The sequence below is a fragment of the Verrucomicrobiia bacterium genome (assembly GCA_035946615.1).
Taxonomy (GTDB): domain Bacteria; phylum Verrucomicrobiota; class Verrucomicrobiia; order Limisphaerales; family UBA8199; genus DASYZB01.
Map to the genome: position 1 here is coordinate 18,053 of DASYZB010000027.1, position 16,448 is coordinate 34,500.

Below are 16,448 nucleotides of genomic sequence, written 5' to 3' on the forward strand. Positions count from 1 at the left end.
GTGGCTGAGCACGTGCAGGTGCGCCCTCCGCCAGAGGAACCGCCGCTGCGGGGAGAAGTCTTCAGCCTCGAACAACTCGTCCAGCACGCCAAGACCCTGGCCGAGAATCATCCCGTCGTCACCCGGCGAGGAGCCAACCGGTTGCTGGCGCGGCTAGGTGAAAATGAGCAGGTTTTAAGCACCTACAATCGGGCGACCCAGGCCGTGGACCAATCCCGGCGCGTTACCCACGCGGCTGAATGGCTGCTCGATAATTTTTACCTGATCGAAGAGCAAATCCAGATGGCTCGAAGACATTTGCCCCGCGGGTACAGCCGGGAGTTGCCGCGCCTCATTTCGGGTCCTTCGGCCAGGTTGCCGCGGGTCTACGACCTGGTGCTCGAACTGATTTCGCATGTCGATGCTCAGATTGATGCCGGACCGCTGCGCGCCTTCATCGCGGCCTATCAAACCGTATCGACCTTGAAACTGGGCGAGCTGTGGGCCATTCCCATCATGCTCCGGCTGGCCTTGATTGAGAATTTGCGGCGGGTCACCTCGCGCCTGACGATCGGCCGGCAGGAGCGCAATCTCGCCGACTTCTGGGTTGAGCGCCTGCAGGAAATGTCCAAGGAGAATCCCGCGCACCTCGTCGTCGTGGTGGCCGAGATGGCGCAGTCCACGCTGCCTTTGTCGAGCGCCTTCGTGGCGGAGTTTTCGCAACGCTTGTCGCGCCAAAGCCCGGCGATGCACCTGGCGCGGACCTGGCTGGAGCAGCGGCTTACTGAGCAAGGGCTCTCCATAGAACAACTGGTCCATCTGGAGAGTCAGAATCAGGCCGCCGACCAGGTCTCCGTGAGCCACACGATCAACAGTCTGCGCTTTCTAGGCGCCCTCGACTGGCGCGAGTTTGTGGAGGCCATGAGCCCGGTCGATCAGATGCTCCGCCTCGATCCCTCAGGGGTTTACGGGAAGATGGATTTCTTCACCCGCGACCGCTACCGCCATTCCGTCGAGACCATTTCCCGCTACAGCAAACTCGCTGAATCGGAGCTGGCGCGCCAGGCCGTCCAACTGGCCGAAGCCGGTGCGCGGGAAAAGGGCTTTCAAGACCGGAGTGCTCATGTGGGTTTTTACTTGATCGACAAAGGCCTGGCAGCGCTGGAAAAAGCGGCCGACATGCGAGAGCCCTGGCGGACCGCCTTCGAACGGCGTATCCGGTCCTTTCCGCTGGCGTTCTATACAGGCGGAGTTTTCCTGCTCACGGCGGTGGGGAGTCTGGGACTAATGCGCCAGGCGCAAGCGCTCGAGATGCAGTGGTGGAAGCTGCTATTCTTCAGCCTCGTATTCCTGCTCTGTTCCAGCCAATTAGCCGTGGCGTTGATGAATTGGCTTTCCACCCTGCTGGTCAAACCGCGCCTGCTGCCGCGTTTGGATTTCTCGACCGGCATCGCGGCGGAGTGCGCCACCATGGTGGTCGTGCCGACGATGCTGACGAACGCCCTGGCGGTCGACCGGCTCATCGAGAGTTTGGAGATTCACTACCTGGCCAATCGCGACCAGAATTTGCGCTTTGGGTTGCTGACTGATTATCAGGACGCAGCGGAGGAGAGCTGTCCGCAAGACGCCTCGTTGCTCCAGCGGGTTTGCTCGGGTGTCGAAATGCTCAACGCCAAATACCAATCCGACCGGTCTAACATTTTCTTCCTCTTCCACCGGCCACGCCGCTGGAACAAAACCGAAGGTCGCTGGATGGGTTATGAGCGCAAGCGGGGCAAGCTGACTGAGTTCAATGCCCTGCTCCGCGGCGGCTCCCGAGACCGCTTTGCCCAAATCGTCGGCGATACCACGATCCTGCCAGCCATCAAATTCGTTATTACGCTCGACACCGATACCCAGCTTCCCCGCGATGCCGCCCGGCAGCTCGCTGGAACGATGGCGCATCCGCTGAACCGACCCCAGTTCGATCCCGCGAAGGGCGTGGTAACCGAAGGTTACGGCATCCTGCAGCCGCGGGTGGGAGTGAGCCTGCCCTGTGCCGGACGTTCCTGGTTTGTCAAACTGTTCGCCGGCGACGTTGGGATCGACCCATACACGCGGGCGGTTTCAGACGTTTACCAGGATGTTTTTCAGGAAGGATCGTTTATTGGCAAGGGGATCTATGACGTGGATGTATTCCAACAGGCCGTCGCCGGCCGTTTCCCCGAAAACACCGTTCTTAGCCATGATTTGATCGAGTCCTGCCATGCTCGCTCAGGGCTGGTCAGCGACGTGGAGTTGTACGAAGAATATCCCACCCGTTACAACACGGAGGCCAATCGGCGGCATCGCTGGATTCGCGGTGATTGGCAAATCGCCCAGTGGCTGTTGCCCCGTGTTCCTGGGCCGGATGCCCGCCGCGTCGCTAACCCCCTGTCCGGCTTGTCGCAATGGAAGATCCTGGACAATCTCCGGCGCAGCCTTGTCCCTGCCGGCTTGCTGCTGCTGCTGCTCGGCAGTTGGATACTGGTCCCGGGCCTCGGTTCGATCGGCCCCGTGTTGGCCCTGTTGATCATCACCCTGCCAGCCTGCTTGTCGGGGATCGTCGAAGTGTTTCGCAAGCGGCGGGAAGTATCGCTTGGGCTGCACGCGCGCGGGCTGGCTGGGGTGTTCGGGCGCCAGCTTGGCCAGGCCTTTCTCACATTCGTCTTCCTGCCCTACGACGCGTTCATCAGCCTGGATGCCGTGGTTCGCACGCTGGTGCGATTGGTGTTTACGCGCAAACGTCTGTTGGAATGGCAAACCGCCGGCGAGGCCGAACACGCCGCCCGCAGCGATCTCTTGGAGTTCTATTCGACTATGTGGATCGGCCCGGCCGTCAGCGTCGCCTGCGCCGCTTTCCTGGGTTGGCTGCAGCCCGGGCAATTGCCGTTCGCCGCGCTCATCCTGGGTCTTTGGCTGGCTTCTCCCTTGATCGCCTGGCGTATCAGCCAGCCGATCGAGCCTTCGTCGGCGCCGGAGCTAAAGCCCAGGCAAGTGGCCTTCCTTCGGCGAAGGGCCCGCAAGACATGGCGTTTCTTTGAAACGTTCATTACCGCACAAGAAAACTGGCTGCCCCCGGATAATTTCCAGGAAGAGCCCGAGCCGGTTCTGGCTTCTCGCACGTCTCCGACCAACATGGGATTGGCCCTGCTGGCCTACCTGGCGGCGCGCGACTTCGGCTATCTGTCAGTGGGTCAACTCCTGCGGAGGACGGAGGATGCCCTCAGTGCCATGCAACGCCTCGAACGACACCGTGGTCACTTCTTCAATTGGTATGATACCCGTACCCTCAAGCCCCTGCTTCCGCTCTATGTTTCCAGCGTGGACAGCGGTAATCTCGCAGGGCATTTATTGACCTTGGGTCCTGGACTGGCGGAGTTAAACAACCAACCCATCCTCGCACCTCAAGTTTTTGTTGGTCTCTCCGACACGGTGGGCATACTCCAGGAACTGGCCGTCCGAAATCCAGACCTGGAGCATCTCAAGACGGATCTGGCGCAGCCGCCGGAAACCCTCAGCGCCGGAGTTGACTTGCTGCGGCGGACGGCCGAGCGGGCCGCCAGATGGGCGGCTGCGCTCAAGCGGGGAACTGGAGAGGAAGTGAAATGGTGGGTCGCATCTCTCGAACGAAGCTGCCGCGAGCATCTGGAAGATGTGCTGTTCCTGGCGCCGTGGTTGAGCTTGGCGTCCGGGTCTGGAGCGCAGATTCCTCACAAAGCCGAATCGGGCCAAATTGGTGCTACGCTCCCGGCGAAGCTCGCCGCGCTCGATCTGGCGCCCAGTTTGCGCCAGGTGGCAGAATTGGATGAAACACTTTGTCCACTGCTCGAAAAGGCGTTGCAAACCCATAGCGCCAAGCCTGCCTCAGACGGGAACCTGGAAGAGGCGGCGCAGCTTAACCCATGGTTGCGCTGTCTCCAGGAAGCCAGCCGCCGCGCCCGCCAGCGCATCCTGACACTGGAAACCTTGGAGAGGCAAACCGCCGCGATGGCCGAGATGGACTTCAGCTTTTTGTTCGATCCGGTGCGCAAGCTCTTCTCGATCGGCTTCAATGTTAGCGAACGCCGCAGTGACGCCAGCTATTATGATCTGCTGGCGTCGGAGGCTCGTTTATGCAGCTATGCTGCCATTGCGCAAGGGCAGGTTTCGCAGGACCACTGGTTTTCCTTGGGCCGCTTGCTGGTGGAGGTCGGGGGCGATCCGGTGTTGGCCTCGTGGAGCGGGTCAATGTTTGAGTATTTGATGCCGCTGCTGGTGATGCCCGACTATGAAAACACACTGCTGGGTCAAACGTGTATCGGGGCCGTCCGGCAGCAGATCCAGTACGGGCGGCTGCGGGGCATTCCTTGGGGTGTTTCCGAATCTGGCTACAATCGAACCGACGCTCACTTGAATTATCAGTACCGCGCCTTTGGGGTGCCGGGCCTGGGTTTGAAGCGCGGCTTGAGCGAGGATCTGGTGATCGCCCCTTATGCGACGGTGATGGCACTGATGGTAGCGCCGCGGGAGGCCTGCGACAACCTTGAACAACTCGCCCTGGATGGCCGCGAGGGAACCTACGGATTTTACGAGGCGGTGGATTATACTCCCTCGCGCTTGCCCCCGGGCCAGTCCAGCGTCACCATCCGCTCGTTTATGGCCCATCACCAAGGGATGAGCCTGCTGGCCCTGGCGCATCGTATGCTGGATCGTCCCATGCAACGGCGCTTCCTGTCGTGCCCTGCTTTCCGGGCCGCTGACTTGCTCTTGCAGGAACGGGTCCCCAACACCACCGCCAAGGTGCTCTCCACCGAGTATGAATTGGTCGAATCGCGCAGGTTTGGCGGCGATGGCGAGGGCCTCATGCGCGTCTTCACCGACCCCGATCTGCACGCGCCCGAAGTCCACCTCTTGTCCAACGGCCGCTATCACGTGATGGTCAGCAGTGCTGGCGGCGGTTATAGCCGCTGGCGGGACCTCGCCGTCACCCGTTGGCGTGAGGATGCCACTCGCGATTGCTGGGGCACTTTTATCTATTTGCGCGATGTGGCCACGGGCGAATTCTGGTCCGCCGCTCACCAGCCGTGCCGGCCCGCCACCAAACGCTATGAGGCCATCTTCACCCAAGCGCGCGCCGAATTCCGCCAGCACTACGCCAGCCTGGAAATCCATACCGAAATCAGTGTCTCTCCCGAAGACGACATCGAGTTGCGCCGCGTGATTCTCACCAACCATTCACACGCCCAGCGCATTATCGAACTAACCAGCTATTCCGAGGTGGTGCTCGCTGCCTCGGCTGCGGACGCGTCTCATCCGGCCTTCAGCAACCTGTTCGTGCAAACTGAGTTCGTGGGGCTCCGTCCGGCAGTTCTTTGCACCCGCCGCCCCCGCGCGGAAGGGGAAAAGCCGCCCTGGTTCTTTAGCATCCTGGTAGGTCAGGATGGCGAGCCGGGCGAGGTCTCCTGCGAAACCGACCGTGCCAGGTTCATAGGCAGAGGCAGGACCTTGGCCGAGCCAGCCGCTTTGCAGACGATTTCGCCGCTGTCTAACACCGTCGGTTCTGTTCTGGACCCCATCGCCTCGTTACGGCGCACGGTGACATTAACGCCCCACGGGACCACGCGCGTCGATCTGATCATGGGCATGGCCGAGAGCCGGGAGGCGGCGCTGGGGCTGGTGGAAAAATACTACAACCCCCGCATGGCTGATCGGGCCCTCGACCTCGCCTGGACCCACAGTCAGGTCACCCTCCGCCACATCAATGCCTCCGAAGCCGATGCGCAACTCTATGCTCGGTTGGCCGGTGCCTTGGTTTATGCCAATCCCGCTCGCCGCGCCGCTTCCGGCGTGTTGCTGAATAACCGCCGCGGGCAAAGCGGACTTTGGGGCTACGGCATCTCCGGTGACCTGCCGATCGTCCTACTCCGCGTCAGCGACCCCGCGCGGCTTGACCTCCTCCAGCAACTTCTCCAGGCCCACTCCTACTGGCGGATGAAAGGGTTGCCGGTCGATCTGGTGATTCTGAATGAAGACGTTTCGGTGTATCGCCAGCCCTTGCACGACCAAATTCTTAGCCTGATTGCCTCTGGCATCGAAGCCCAAGTGCTCGATAAGTCGGGTGGCATCTTTGTCCGACGCCTGGATCAGGTCTCGAGCGAAGACCGTGTGCTACTTCAATCAGTCGCGCGCCTCGTGCTGGCCGACGAGAACGGAACACTGCGAGAACAGTTGGAACAGCCGGCGGCCGTCGAACCGAAGGCCCCGGTCCTCACGCCAAATCATTACCCGGTCCGCGCTTCGCCTAAGCCGCTCCCGCCGCGAGAATTGATTTTTCATAACGGCCTGGGTGGCTTCACCCCGGACGGACGAGAATACGTCATTACGCTGTCAGCCGACCAGGCAACCCCCGCGCCCTGGGTGAATGTCCTGGCCAATCCCTACTTCGGAACGGTTATTTCGGAGAACGGCAGCGCTTACACCTGGGTTGAAAATTGCCACGAGTTTCGCTTGACGCCCTGGAATAATGATCCCATCAGCGATTCTACGGGTGAAGCCTTCTACATTCGGGATGAGCAGACCGGACAATTCTGGTCACCGACCCCGTCGCCTGCCCGCGGCACAACACCCTACGTTATCCGCCACGGCTTCGGTTATTGCGTGTTTGAACACACCGAACACGGCATCGCCTCCGAGTTGACCGTTTACGTGGCGATGGACGCGCCAGTGAAGTTCGCGGCTTTTAAACTGCGCAATGTTTCCGGCCGGCCACGCCAGATCTCGCTTACCGGCTACTGGGAATGGGTTCTGGGAGAACTTCGCCACAAGACCTCGCTGCACGTGCAGACCGAGGTGGAAACGAAAACCGGCGCCTTGCTGGCACGCAATCCTTTCAATACGGAGTTCGCCGAACGGATCGCCTTCGTGGACGCCAGTGATTCGAAGCGAACCTTCACCGGCGATCGGAGGGAATTTCTTGGTCGAAACGGCAGCCTCTCCGACCCCAGAGCCCTGAAGCGGACACGGCTTTCAGGAAAAACCGGAGCGGGGTTGGACCCTTGCGGCGCGGTGCAAGTGACTTTTGATTTGGCCCCCGGACAGCAACGGGAAACCAGCTTCCGGCTTGGGGTGGGCCGGAACATCGCTGACGTGCAAACACTGGTTCGCCGATTCCACTCAGCGGAGGCCAGCCGCGGCGCCCTCGAAGGCGTTTGGCAATATTGGAACCGAACACTCGGCGCAGTGCAGGTTGAAACCCCGGACCTTTCCGTGAACGTGCTGGCCAACGGGTGGCTGCTGTATCAGACCTTGAGCAGCCGCCTGTGGGCCCGAACCGGGTTTTATCAATCGGGGGGAGCATTTGGTTTCCGCGACCAATTGCAGGATGTCACGGCGCTGGTTTATGCCGAGCCGGCCCTCACCCGCGAACATCTCTTGCGCGCGGCGGCGCATCAGTTCCGCGAAGGCGATGTGCAGCATTGGTGGCATCCTACCGCCGGGCGCGGCGTGCGCACTCACTTCTCCGATGACTTCTTGTGGCTGCCTTACGCCGCTTGCCGCTACATCGCATGCGTGGCCGACACCGGCGTGCTGGATGAGTTGGTTCCCTTTCTGGAAGGCCGGCCCCTTAAAGCCGAGGAGGAGTCGTACTACGATTTGCCCCAACGCTCCGAAGAGTCCGCCACGCTCTATCAACACTGCGTTCGCGCCATTGAACATGGACTCACCTTCGGCCCGCATGGCCTGCCTCTCATGGGTTGCGGGGACTGGAACGATGGAATGAATCTGGTGGGCAAAGACGGGCGCGGAGAAAGCGTTTGGCTGGCGTTTTTTCTCTATGACGTGCTGATGCGGTTTGGCGATTTGGCGCGCCAGCGCAACGATACTCCATTTGCTGAGCGCTGCCTCGCCCAGGCGCGGCAACTGCAACAAAACATCGAGCAACACGCCTGGGACGGCCAGTGGTATCGCCGTGCGTATTTCGACAACGGCGAACCTTTGGGCTCGCACATGAATCCAGAATGTCAGATTGATTCCCTGTCGCAAAGCTGGGCGGTTATCAGCCGTGCGGCTAATCCCCAGCGCGCATCCCAGGCCATGGAGGCTGTGAGCGAACGGCTTGTCCGTCGCGAGGCCGGGTTGATCCAGCTTTTCGATCCGCCTTTCGATCACTCCTCCCTTAACCCGGGCTACATCAAGGCTTACATCCCCGGCGTGCGAGAAAATGGCGGCCAATACACCCATGGCGCGGTTTGGGCCATCATGGCCTTCGCGCTGATGGGAGACACCGACCGGGCTTGGGACCTATTTGCCTTGCTCAATCCCCTCCATCACGGCGCCACCGCGAGCCAAATTGCAACCTACAAAGTCGAACCCTATGTCGTGGCCGCCGACGTTTATAGCGTCGCACCTCATACCGGCCGAGGCGGTTGGACGTGGTATACGGGGTCTGCCGGTTGGATGTACCGCCTTCTGCTGGAAACGCTGCTGGGCGTGAATCTGGAAGGCAATCAACTGCGCCTGACCCCCAGCCTTCCGAAGGCGTGGAACACGTTCAGCGTCCATTACCGCTATCGCCAAACCCAATACCACATTCGCATCACCCGGACTCCTGGCGCCTTTGCGGGTAACTGCCGGCTATGGCTCGATGGCCAAGCTCTTCCTGGTAACACCTTTCCTTTGCTGGATGACTACCAGGAACATTCTGTCGAAATGCGCATTGCCAAGGGATAGCTTGCTCCACGAATCCCGAATGGGAGCTTGCAATCCCCTCGGTCCGGGAGCATGGTTGAGTCCCTTTCAAAGCCGCAGGTGAACAAAAACATGAGGCGAAAAGTAAATATCATGGGCGACAAGTCTCCTAAAGCAGTGAACAAGCAAGCCACGCAGAAACAGGTCAAAGCCAGCAGCGACCGGCTTACAAAGCAGCAAGCCATTGCGGCGAAGCAAGTGGCCGGCAAGAAGAGCTAGCTACGGTCTCCCGGAGGTCGGTGCCTGCGCGCGGGATGCAGAAGTTTACGTAATGCCGACTCCGGAAACATTCTGGAGCTGCAGGCATGCGCGCGGTTTGTTTCGAAGCGCGCGACGTTCCCGCCCGCGGCCATCTCACCGCTGCAAAGCGGCCATCAAAGGCGAGGGTGTGCGCGTCCCATGTAAAAAAGCATAACTCCTACAAGCGCGCTGACCATGAGGCCGACGGCAAGCACCGCAAACTTGATTTTCGCTCTTCGCTGACGCTCGAATGGGGCTCTCATAAGTCGCTCATTTTAACGGGGTCATGCCCTGTTAGTGGCTGAACGGCAGATTTTGCACGATACGGTAAATGTCCGTCGATCCAAGGATCGAAGCCTTCCGCAGCGACCGTCGGCGCTTTGGCCCTTTGCCTTGCAGTAAATGCCGTCGGCCAGCTCCGTGGAACAGCACTTTCCCCGTAGCGGTTATCCTGAAACGTTTAGCTACAGATTTCCTGGTTTTAATTCCTTTGGGCCGTCTCATATGGTTTCCTTGCTTTGGCTAAGTCCTTGTCCAGTGCTGAGGCCGCCGACGGTGCTTTCCCGTCGGACGAGTCAGTTCCGGCATCTCGGACATTTCCCAGCCCATTCTGTCCTCGATGATTTCACGCAAGGCAATGTCCGCGGCGCTGAGATTGGCAATATCCGCCACGAGTGGCCTGCCCCTGTCTCCACCGCCGTAGTTTAACTGGCGGACGCGTTGTGAAACCAGGTTGACCAGGACGTTGGGGTTAAGGACTTTCTCCAGGGCTTGTTTGACAAGAGTAGCATTCATATCTTTTGTGATTTGGCATCTGCAGCCTCAGTAGGCATGGGCTCGGGGACCACTGCATCATGATCGATGTCCGGATAGTCCTCATTCAATTCTGCAGCCAGCCGCTCGCCTCTTCCTTCTCGAAGAGCTTTGTCCCAGTTCCGATAGCTCCGGTGAGGCTGCACTTCCAATGGATAGCGTGCGTTTTCATACGACTCGCGTTTGGGACGAAACTGTTCGCTCGTATTGATCATTCGGCAGAGACGGCCACGGTCGAGCGAGGCTGGCGCCCGCCAACCTCGGTCGCGGTTTGCCGTTCCTGCCGGAACGGCGGCTTGCTCAATAATCCATGCCGCCCATGCCACCCTAGCCGCCAGGGGCTAAACCGGACTTCTCCTCTTTCGGAATCTCGGTAACGAGGCATTCTGTGGTCAGCAACAAGCCAGCAATCGACGCCGCGTTCTGCAACGCTGCGCGCGTGACCTTCTTCGGATCGACTACGCCCGCCTTGACGAGGTCCTCATAGACGCCGGTCGAGACGTTGTAGCCCTCGTTGCCTTTGCGCTTCTTGACTTCCTGCACCACCACCGAGCCTTCCACACCGGCATTATCGGCCAATACGCGCGTCGGATACTCGACGGCGCGCTTGACGATCTCGACGCCGATGCGCTCGTCGTCGTCGTCCGGTTTGACGGTATCCATCGCCGCCAAGCAACGCAGCAGCGCAACGCCGCCGCCAGGCACGATGCCTTCTTCAACGGCCGCACGGGTTGCGTGCAGGGCATCTTCCACTCGGGCTTTCTTTTCCTTCATCTCGGTCTCGGTCGCGGCGCCCACATTGATGATGGCGACGCCTCCCGCCAGCTTGGCCAGCCGTTCCTGCAGCTTCTCTTTGTCGTAATCGGACGTGGTCTCTTCGATCTGCCGCCGAATCTGATTCACGCGGCCTTGGATTTCGGAGCTCTTGCCGTGGCCTTCGACGAGGGTGGTGTTTTCCCTGTCCACCGTGACGTTCTTGACGCGGCCGAGGTCTTCCAGAGTTAGGCTCTCCAGCTTGATGCCGAGGTCTTCGCTGATGAATTTGCCCCCGGTGAGCACAGCGATGTCTTCGCACAAGGCCTTGCGGCGATCACCAAAGCCAGGGGCTTTGACGGCGCACACATTGATCGTGCCACGGAGTTTGTTCACAACGAGAGTCGCGAGGGCCTCCCCTTCGACATCTTCGGCGATGATCAAGAGCGGTTTGGCTGTTTTGGCCACCTTTTCGAGCAGCGGCAGCACGTCTTTGAGGCTGCTGATCTTCTTTTCGTAATTGAGGACATAGCAATCTTCGAGGCGGGCCTCCATCGTCTCGGCATTGGTGACGAAGTAGGGCGACAAATAACCTTTGTCGAACTGCATGCCTTCCACCACGTCGAGCGCGGTCTCGATGGTCTTCGCTTCCTCAACCGTGATGGTGCCATCTTTGCCAACCTTGTCCATCGCCTCGGCGATGATCTCGCCAATGGTGGTGTCCCAGTTGGCGGAAACGGTGGCAACCTGTTTGATTTCGTCTTTGTCCTTCACCTTCTTGGCGATCTTGCCCAGTTGCTCCACGGCGGCGGCGACCGCCTTGTTAATGCCCCGTTGGATTCCGATGGGGTTGCCACCGGAGGTGACGTACTTCAGCCCCTCGCGGAAGATAGACTCCGCCAGGATCGTGGCCGTGGTGGTGCCGTCGCCGGCGTCGTCGCTGGTCTTGCTGGCGACCTCGCGAACCATCTGCGCCCCCATATTCTCACACGCGTCTTCCAGTTCGATTTCCTTGGCGACCGTGACGCCGTCTTTGGTCACCGTCGGGGAGCCATATTTCTTGTCGAGCACAACGTTGCGGCCTTTGGGTCCGAGCGTCGCCGCGACGGCCCGGGCCAGTTTGGAGACGCCTTTGAGCAGCGTTTGACGAGCGTTCTCGTCGAAGAGTAATTGTTTTGCAGCCATAAATTAGTAACCAGTTGATTGTTGAAAGTTGACCCCGAAAGCTTTCGGGGTTGATCATTACTCGATCACGGCGAGGACATCCTCAGAATTGAGGATCTTGTATTCCTTGCCATCGAGCTTGATTTCAGTGCCGCCATATCTGGCAACCAACAGGTGGTCGCCTTTTTTCATTTCAAAGGGAACCTTCTTGCCGTTGTCATCCGTTTTCCCCGTTCCGAGGGCCACTACGCGGCTTTCCATCGGCTTTTCTTTGGCGGTGTCGGGGATAACAATCCCGCCTTTTTTGATTTCCTTCTCTTCGACAGCTTCCACGAGGATTCGGTCGCCAACGGGTCTAATGTTCAGTGTCATATTCTATCTCAGTTAGAAATTATCCAAACACCTCTCAGCAGAGCAGGTGCCACATATCGCAAGTTGATAGCAACGAGCTGGTGGCTAGTGACTTGCTGCCGATTTAGGTAACTTTACCCGCCTTCCTGGAAGGTCCTCCCGTTGCAATTTGCACTCCCATCGCCGTGAACATCATGCTTTTTGCAACTCGCCCGGCAGTCGCCGACGTGGTGATAACGAGCGTTGTCGGCAATCCCGCCACGCCGGGCAGCGCTGGTCAACTTGGGCATGTAGGCGTTCAAATAAATGCGGTCGATACATTCCAATTCCGGGACCCCATGTTTGCGCTGGAGTTCAGCGACGCTCGGCGGTACGGTTTTCATCGGTTCCGGTTGGGCGTTTGTTACTTGTCCCTGGCGAATTGCTAGTGGATTTGCCAGCAAAACCACGCTGGCGACATGTGGACGCGCATCTCGTCCTTAGTCAAAGGGATTTGTCCCGCCTGCAGGCTACGAAATAGGGGAGCCGTCGCGAGGGCCACCGGCGCCATTTGCAAATTACTCTTCTGCAGCAGACCGCCAAACTGCGCTGCCAACGATGCCAGCCGTCTCTTGTTTTGGCGCGCCTCTACCCTACCTCCCAACCCGGGCGGTAGGTTTCCTTGAGGAACTTGTCGGCCGCAGGCGCGTTGGTTGCTTTCATGGCTGGGGCGTCCCAATAGAGCTTCTGTCCAACCCGCATTGCAACGAGTCCCAGCAGGCCCACTTCGGTCAGCGCCGCGCCGTATTCGAAATTGGAGCTGGCGGGCTTGCCGCCTTTGCACGCATCGAGCCAATCGCGATGATGGCCTTTCGAGCGAGCCAAAGTCTTCGGGGGCCTTTTATAGGCCTCGTCCTTTGACCCGGGCAGAAGCACGGGCCGTCCACCCCAACCGGCGCAGGTGAGCATGCCCTTGTCGCCAATGAACAGCGTGCCGTTGCCGTTGGCCCCCAATTGATCGTCGGGTTCGAGCCCTTCGGGGCGGGGCGGCATCAGCCCGCCATCATACCAGGTGAATGTCACCGGGGGCATGTTGCCGCGCGGACCAAACTTGTAGGTGTAAATGCCCCCGGGCGGGGCGATGTAGGAATCCACCCCGCCGACTCCATGGGCTTCGATCGAAAGTGGAACGCGCAAGTCCAGGGCCCAGCAAGCAGGGTCAAAGTTATGACAAAAGAAGTCGCCAATGGGGGCTGTGCCGAAATCCCAGAAATCGCGCCAGGAAACGGGATTATAGGCCTTGCTGTAAGGGCGGGTATCGCGGGTGCCCAGCCAGAGGTCCCAATTGACTCCTTTGGGAATCGGTTCGGACGGAGGCCTGCCGGAGGCCAAATCCTTGTTCCAGCGGCTGGCGCTGGTCCAGGCGCTGACTTCGCGCACATCGCCAATGGCCCCAGCCCAAATCATTTCACAGGTGGTCCGGATAAAGTCGCCGGAGTGGCCATGATTGCCGAGTTGGGTGGCCACACCCGTCTCCTTGGCGACCCGCGCGACCAACCGCGCTTCCCACACATTATGCGTGAGGGGCTTTTCGCAATAGACATGCTTGCCTTGCTTCATCGCGGTCACCGATACATACGCGTGGTTGTGGTCGGGCGTCGCGCACAGGATTGCGTCAATGGCTTTCTCCTTATCGAACATCTCGCGAAAATCTTCGTAGGGGGCGACCTTGTAATTCGGGGTTTTTCCCGAGTAATGCTTTTCGATTTCACTTTTGAGCGGAAGACGGCCCGCATTGCTCCTGTAATAAAAGCCGTGAAGGTCCTGGAATTCGACCGGGTCGGCCACGGCGATGATCTGCGCGTCATCGAGGTAAAAAAGGGCGTGGGTATTGGTCTGGCCCTGCCCCCCGCAGCCGATAATGGCGATGTTGACCTTTTCGCTGGGGGCGACAAAGCGCGGCCCTCCAAGGACGTGGCGTGGCACGATGCTGATACCCGCCGCGACCATGGCACTGGTGCGGATAAAGGCGCGCCGGGTTACCGGGCTGGAGGGTTGGGATGAGCGAGTTGTGCTGGGGCATTTCATAAAGGCATCGAAACACTTTCCGGGATTCATTTCAAGCAAAACAGCTTTGCGCTTTCTTAACGGATCGGCCCGCTCTCTTTATTAGGCTTAACCGGATTGCTGCAGCAGGGTGGCAGCATGAACGAACAAACTAATGTCCCTTGCTCGCAACGGCGCCATCATAGCGCAGCAGCGGCTGGACTGACCGGGAGCGCCAATGTCTGATCTCATTTTTATTTCCATTGTCGTTGTGTTTTTCCTCGTCAGCGGACTTTACGTTAAGTTCTGCGAAAAACTCTAACTGGAGTGAACATGGAAAACATCCTTGTTGGGATCATCGCCTTGTTGCTGTTCATCTACCTTTTTGTGGCGATGATTCGCCCCGAACAGTTCTGAGCAGGGCAGGGCCACAAATACCGTATCCAGAGCGACTATGCATTCGATTGATTGGTTGCAACTTTGTTTGTATGTGGGGGCGTTAGCGCTCATCACCAAACCGATGGGGCTTTACCTGGTCCAGGTCCTCGATGCCAATGGCCGGACCTGGCTGGACCCCATCATCAAACCCTTTGAGCGACTCACCTATCGGCTGATAGGGGCCAACCCCGAAAAGGAGCAGGATTGGAAAGAATATGCGTTTGCCATGCTGCTCTTCAGCCTGGTGAGTTGCTTGTTTACTTACGCAATTCTGCGGTTGCAACAGTGGCTGCCGCTGAACCCGCAGCGCCTGGGGCCGGTCAGTCCGGACCTGGCGTTCAACACGGCGGTTAGTTTTACCACCAACACCAACTGGCAGAACTACGGAGGCGAGTCCACGATGTCCTATTTGTCGCAGATGGTGGGCCTGGTCATTCACAACTTTGCTTCAGCCGCGGTTGGCATCGCTCTAGCCGCTGCCCTGGTGCGCGGCATCGCGCGGCATTCGGCCGCAACCATTGGCAATTTTTGGGGGGACTTGATGCGCACCACCTATTACCTGCTGCTGCCTATCTGCCTGGTTTTTGCCGTTTTCCTGGTCTCGCAGGGCATGCTTCAAAACTTCAAGCCCTACACAAAGGCCAAGCTCATCGAACCATTTACCGTGCAGGTCCCCAAAACGGATGACAAAGGCCAGCCGGTTACAACAAATATCGCTGTGCTGGTACAGACGCCCAAACTGGACGCAGCCGGAAACCCGCTCATGGCCAATGGCGTCGCCGTGATGATCGACGTTCCCAAGCTCGACGACAAGGGCCAGCCGGTCATGACCAACGTGCCGGTTATGGTGGACCAAAAAATCGAGGAACAGGTGATTGCCCAGGGACCGGTGGCTTCTCAAGTAGCCATCAAGATGCTGGGGACCAACGGCGGAGGTTTTATGAACGCCAACGCGGCGCACCCGTTCGAAAATCCCACGCCGCTGTCGAATTTCATTCAAATGCTCTCGATCTTTTCGATTGGGAGCGGCCTGACTTATTACCTGGGCCGGATGGTGAAGAACCAGGCGCATGGGTGGTCCGTGTGGGCCGCGATGACGGTTCTATTTCTGGCTGGTGCCTTGTTATGCTGGCACTCCGAGGCGGCGGGCAATCCGCTCCACCAGCAACTCGGAGTTTCAGCCGCTGATGGAAACATGGAAGGCAAAGAGGTCCGCTTCGGCATTTTCAATTCGGCCCTGTTCGCCACCATCACCACCGATGCTTCGTGTGGCGCGGTCAACTCGATGCACGATTCCTTTACCCCCCTGGGCGGGTTCGTTCCCCTGTTCAACATCCAGCTTGGCGAGATCATCTTTGGGGGCGTGGGGGCCGGCCTTTACGGGATGCTGGTATTCGTGGTGCTGGCCGTGTTTATCGCCGGCCTCATGGTGGGGCGAACACCAGAGTATCTTGGCAAGAAAATCCAATCGTACGAAGTAAAGATGTCGATGCTGGCGCCGTTGGTGCTGGCGGTTTCCATTCTGGGTTTTGCCGCCTGGGCCTCGGTTAGCGCGTGGGGCCTGGCAGGGTTGAACAACAACGGCCCGCACGGATTGAGTGAAATTCTTTACGCATCCAGCTCGACAAACGGCAATAATGGGAGCGCCTTTGCGGGTCTCAGCGGCAATACTCCCTGGTACAACACCACACTGGGATTGGCCATGTTGATTGGACGGTTCCTGATGATCGTTCCCATCATGGGCCTGGCCGGCTCTCTCGCCCGCAAAAAGATTGCACCGCCCAGCGCCGGCACTTTCCCCGTATCCGGCTTTACCTTTGTCGTATTACTGCTCGGAACCATTCTCCTGGTCGGCGCCCTCAACTTTCTCCCGGGACTGACGTTGGGACCCATCGTCGAGCATTTTCTCATGGGTAAAGGACAACTCTTTTAGGGAA

11 protein-coding genes are annotated in these 16,448 nt (G+C 59.1%); 4 read left to right on the forward strand and 7 right to left on the reverse strand.

Annotated elements, in window-relative coordinates:
• Positions 1-12: 12 nt before the first annotated feature.
• Together VG146_04255 and VG146_04260 are read left to right on the forward strand one after the other, a co-directional pair.
• Positions 13-8,709, forward strand: a complete 8,697-nt coding sequence (locus tag VG146_04255) for a glucoamylase family protein (protein ID HEV2391558.1) — start codon at positions 13-15, stop codon at positions 8,707-8,709.
• Between the two features lie 90 nt (positions 8,710-8,799).
• Entirely contained in the window at positions 8,800-8,946 is a 147-nt protein-coding gene (locus VG146_04260; protein ID HEV2391559.1) for a hypothetical protein, read from the forward strand.
• Positions 8,947-9,261: 315 nt separating this feature from the next.
• Here VG146_04260 and rpmI read toward each other — a convergent pair whose 3' ends face one another.
• From rpmI to VG146_04295, 7 genes are all read right to left on the reverse strand, one after another.
• Complete coding sequence (gene rpmI / locus VG146_04265; protein HEV2391560.1) at positions 9,262-9,471, reverse strand: 50S ribosomal protein L35; 210 nt, start codon at positions 9,469-9,471, stop codon at positions 9,262-9,264.
• 18 nt (positions 9,472-9,489) lie between these two features.
• On the reverse strand, positions 9,490-9,762 hold the full coding sequence (locus tag VG146_04270) for a DNA-directed RNA polymerase subunit omega (protein HEV2391561.1): 273 nt from the start codon (positions 9,760-9,762) through the stop codon (positions 9,490-9,492).
• A complete protein-coding gene (locus VG146_04275; GenBank protein HEV2391562.1) occupies positions 9,759-9,995 on the reverse strand; it encodes a hypothetical protein in 237 nt (78 codons plus the stop codon). Before VG146_04275 ends, VG146_04270 begins: the two co-directional genes overlap by 4 nt.
• Positions 9,996-10,107: 112 nt before the next feature.
• Positions 10,108-11,718, reverse strand: coding sequence for a chaperonin GroEL (gene groL, locus VG146_04280; GenBank protein HEV2391563.1), 1,611 nt, complete (start codon positions 11,716-11,718; stop codon positions 10,108-10,110).
• 57 nt (positions 11,719-11,775) lie between these two features.
• Entirely contained in the window at positions 11,776-12,069 is a 294-nt protein-coding gene (locus tag VG146_04285; protein HEV2391564.1) for a co-chaperone GroES, read from the reverse strand.
• A 113-nt stretch (positions 12,070-12,182) separates the two neighbouring features.
• On the reverse strand, positions 12,183-12,431 hold the full coding sequence (locus VG146_04290) for a hypothetical protein (GenBank protein HEV2391565.1): 249 nt from the start codon (positions 12,429-12,431) through the stop codon (positions 12,183-12,185).
• A gap of 244 nt (positions 12,432-12,675) precedes the next feature.
• Positions 12,676-14,145 carry a Gfo/Idh/MocA family oxidoreductase gene (locus VG146_04295; protein HEV2391566.1) on the reverse strand — a complete coding sequence of 490 codons (1,470 nt, stop codon included), beginning with the start codon at positions 14,143-14,145 and terminating at the stop codon, positions 12,676-12,678.
• Positions 14,146-14,406: 261 nt separating this feature from the next.
• Here VG146_04295 and kdpF point away from each other — a divergent pair, with 261 nt between their 5' ends.
• Complete coding sequence (gene kdpF, locus VG146_04300; GenBank protein HEV2391567.1) at positions 14,407-14,490, forward strand: K(+)-transporting ATPase subunit F; 84 nt, start codon at positions 14,407-14,409, stop codon at positions 14,488-14,490.
• Between the two features lie 37 nt (positions 14,491-14,527).
• Positions 14,528-16,444, forward strand: a complete 1,917-nt coding sequence (gene kdpA, locus VG146_04305; protein HEV2391568.1) for a potassium-transporting ATPase subunit KdpA — start codon at positions 14,528-14,530, stop codon at positions 16,442-16,444.
• Positions 16,445-16,448: the final 4 nt, after the last annotated feature.

Bases quoted from the DNA above. Each gene is read 5' to 3' on its own strand.
- kdpA (HEV2391568.1), top strand. From the start codon at position 14,528: ATGCATTCGATTGATTGGTTGCAACTTTGTTTGTATGTGGGGGCGTTA.
- VG146_04270 (HEV2391561.1), bottom strand. From the start codon at position 9,762: ATGAATGCTACTCTTGTCAAACAAGCCCTGGAGAAAGTCCTTAACCCC.
- rpmI (HEV2391560.1), bottom strand. From the start codon at position 9,471: ATGAGACGGCCCAAAGGAATTAAAACCAGGAAATCTGTAGCTAAACGT.
- VG146_04290 (HEV2391565.1), bottom strand. From the start codon at position 12,431: ATGAAAACCGTACCGCCGAGCGTCGCTGAACTCCAGCGCAAACATGGG.
- VG146_04260 (HEV2391559.1), top strand. From the start codon at position 8,800: ATGAGGCGAAAAGTAAATATCATGGGCGACAAGTCTCCTAAAGCAGTG.
- kdpF (HEV2391567.1), top strand. From the start codon at position 14,407: ATGGAAAACATCCTTGTTGGGATCATCGCCTTGTTGCTGTTCATCTAC.
- groL (HEV2391563.1), bottom strand. From the start codon at position 11,718: ATGGCTGCAAAACAATTACTCTTCGACGAGAACGCTCGTCAAACGCTG.
- VG146_04275 (HEV2391562.1), bottom strand. From the start codon at position 9,995: ATGATCAATACGAGCGAACAGTTTCGTCCCAAACGCGAGTCGTATGAA.
- VG146_04295 (HEV2391566.1), bottom strand. From the start codon at position 14,145: ATGAATCCCGGAAAGTGTTTCGATGCCTTTATGAAATGCCCCAGCACA.
- VG146_04285 (HEV2391564.1), bottom strand. From the start codon at position 12,069: ATGACACTGAACATTAGACCCGTTGGCGACCGAATCCTCGTGGAAGCT.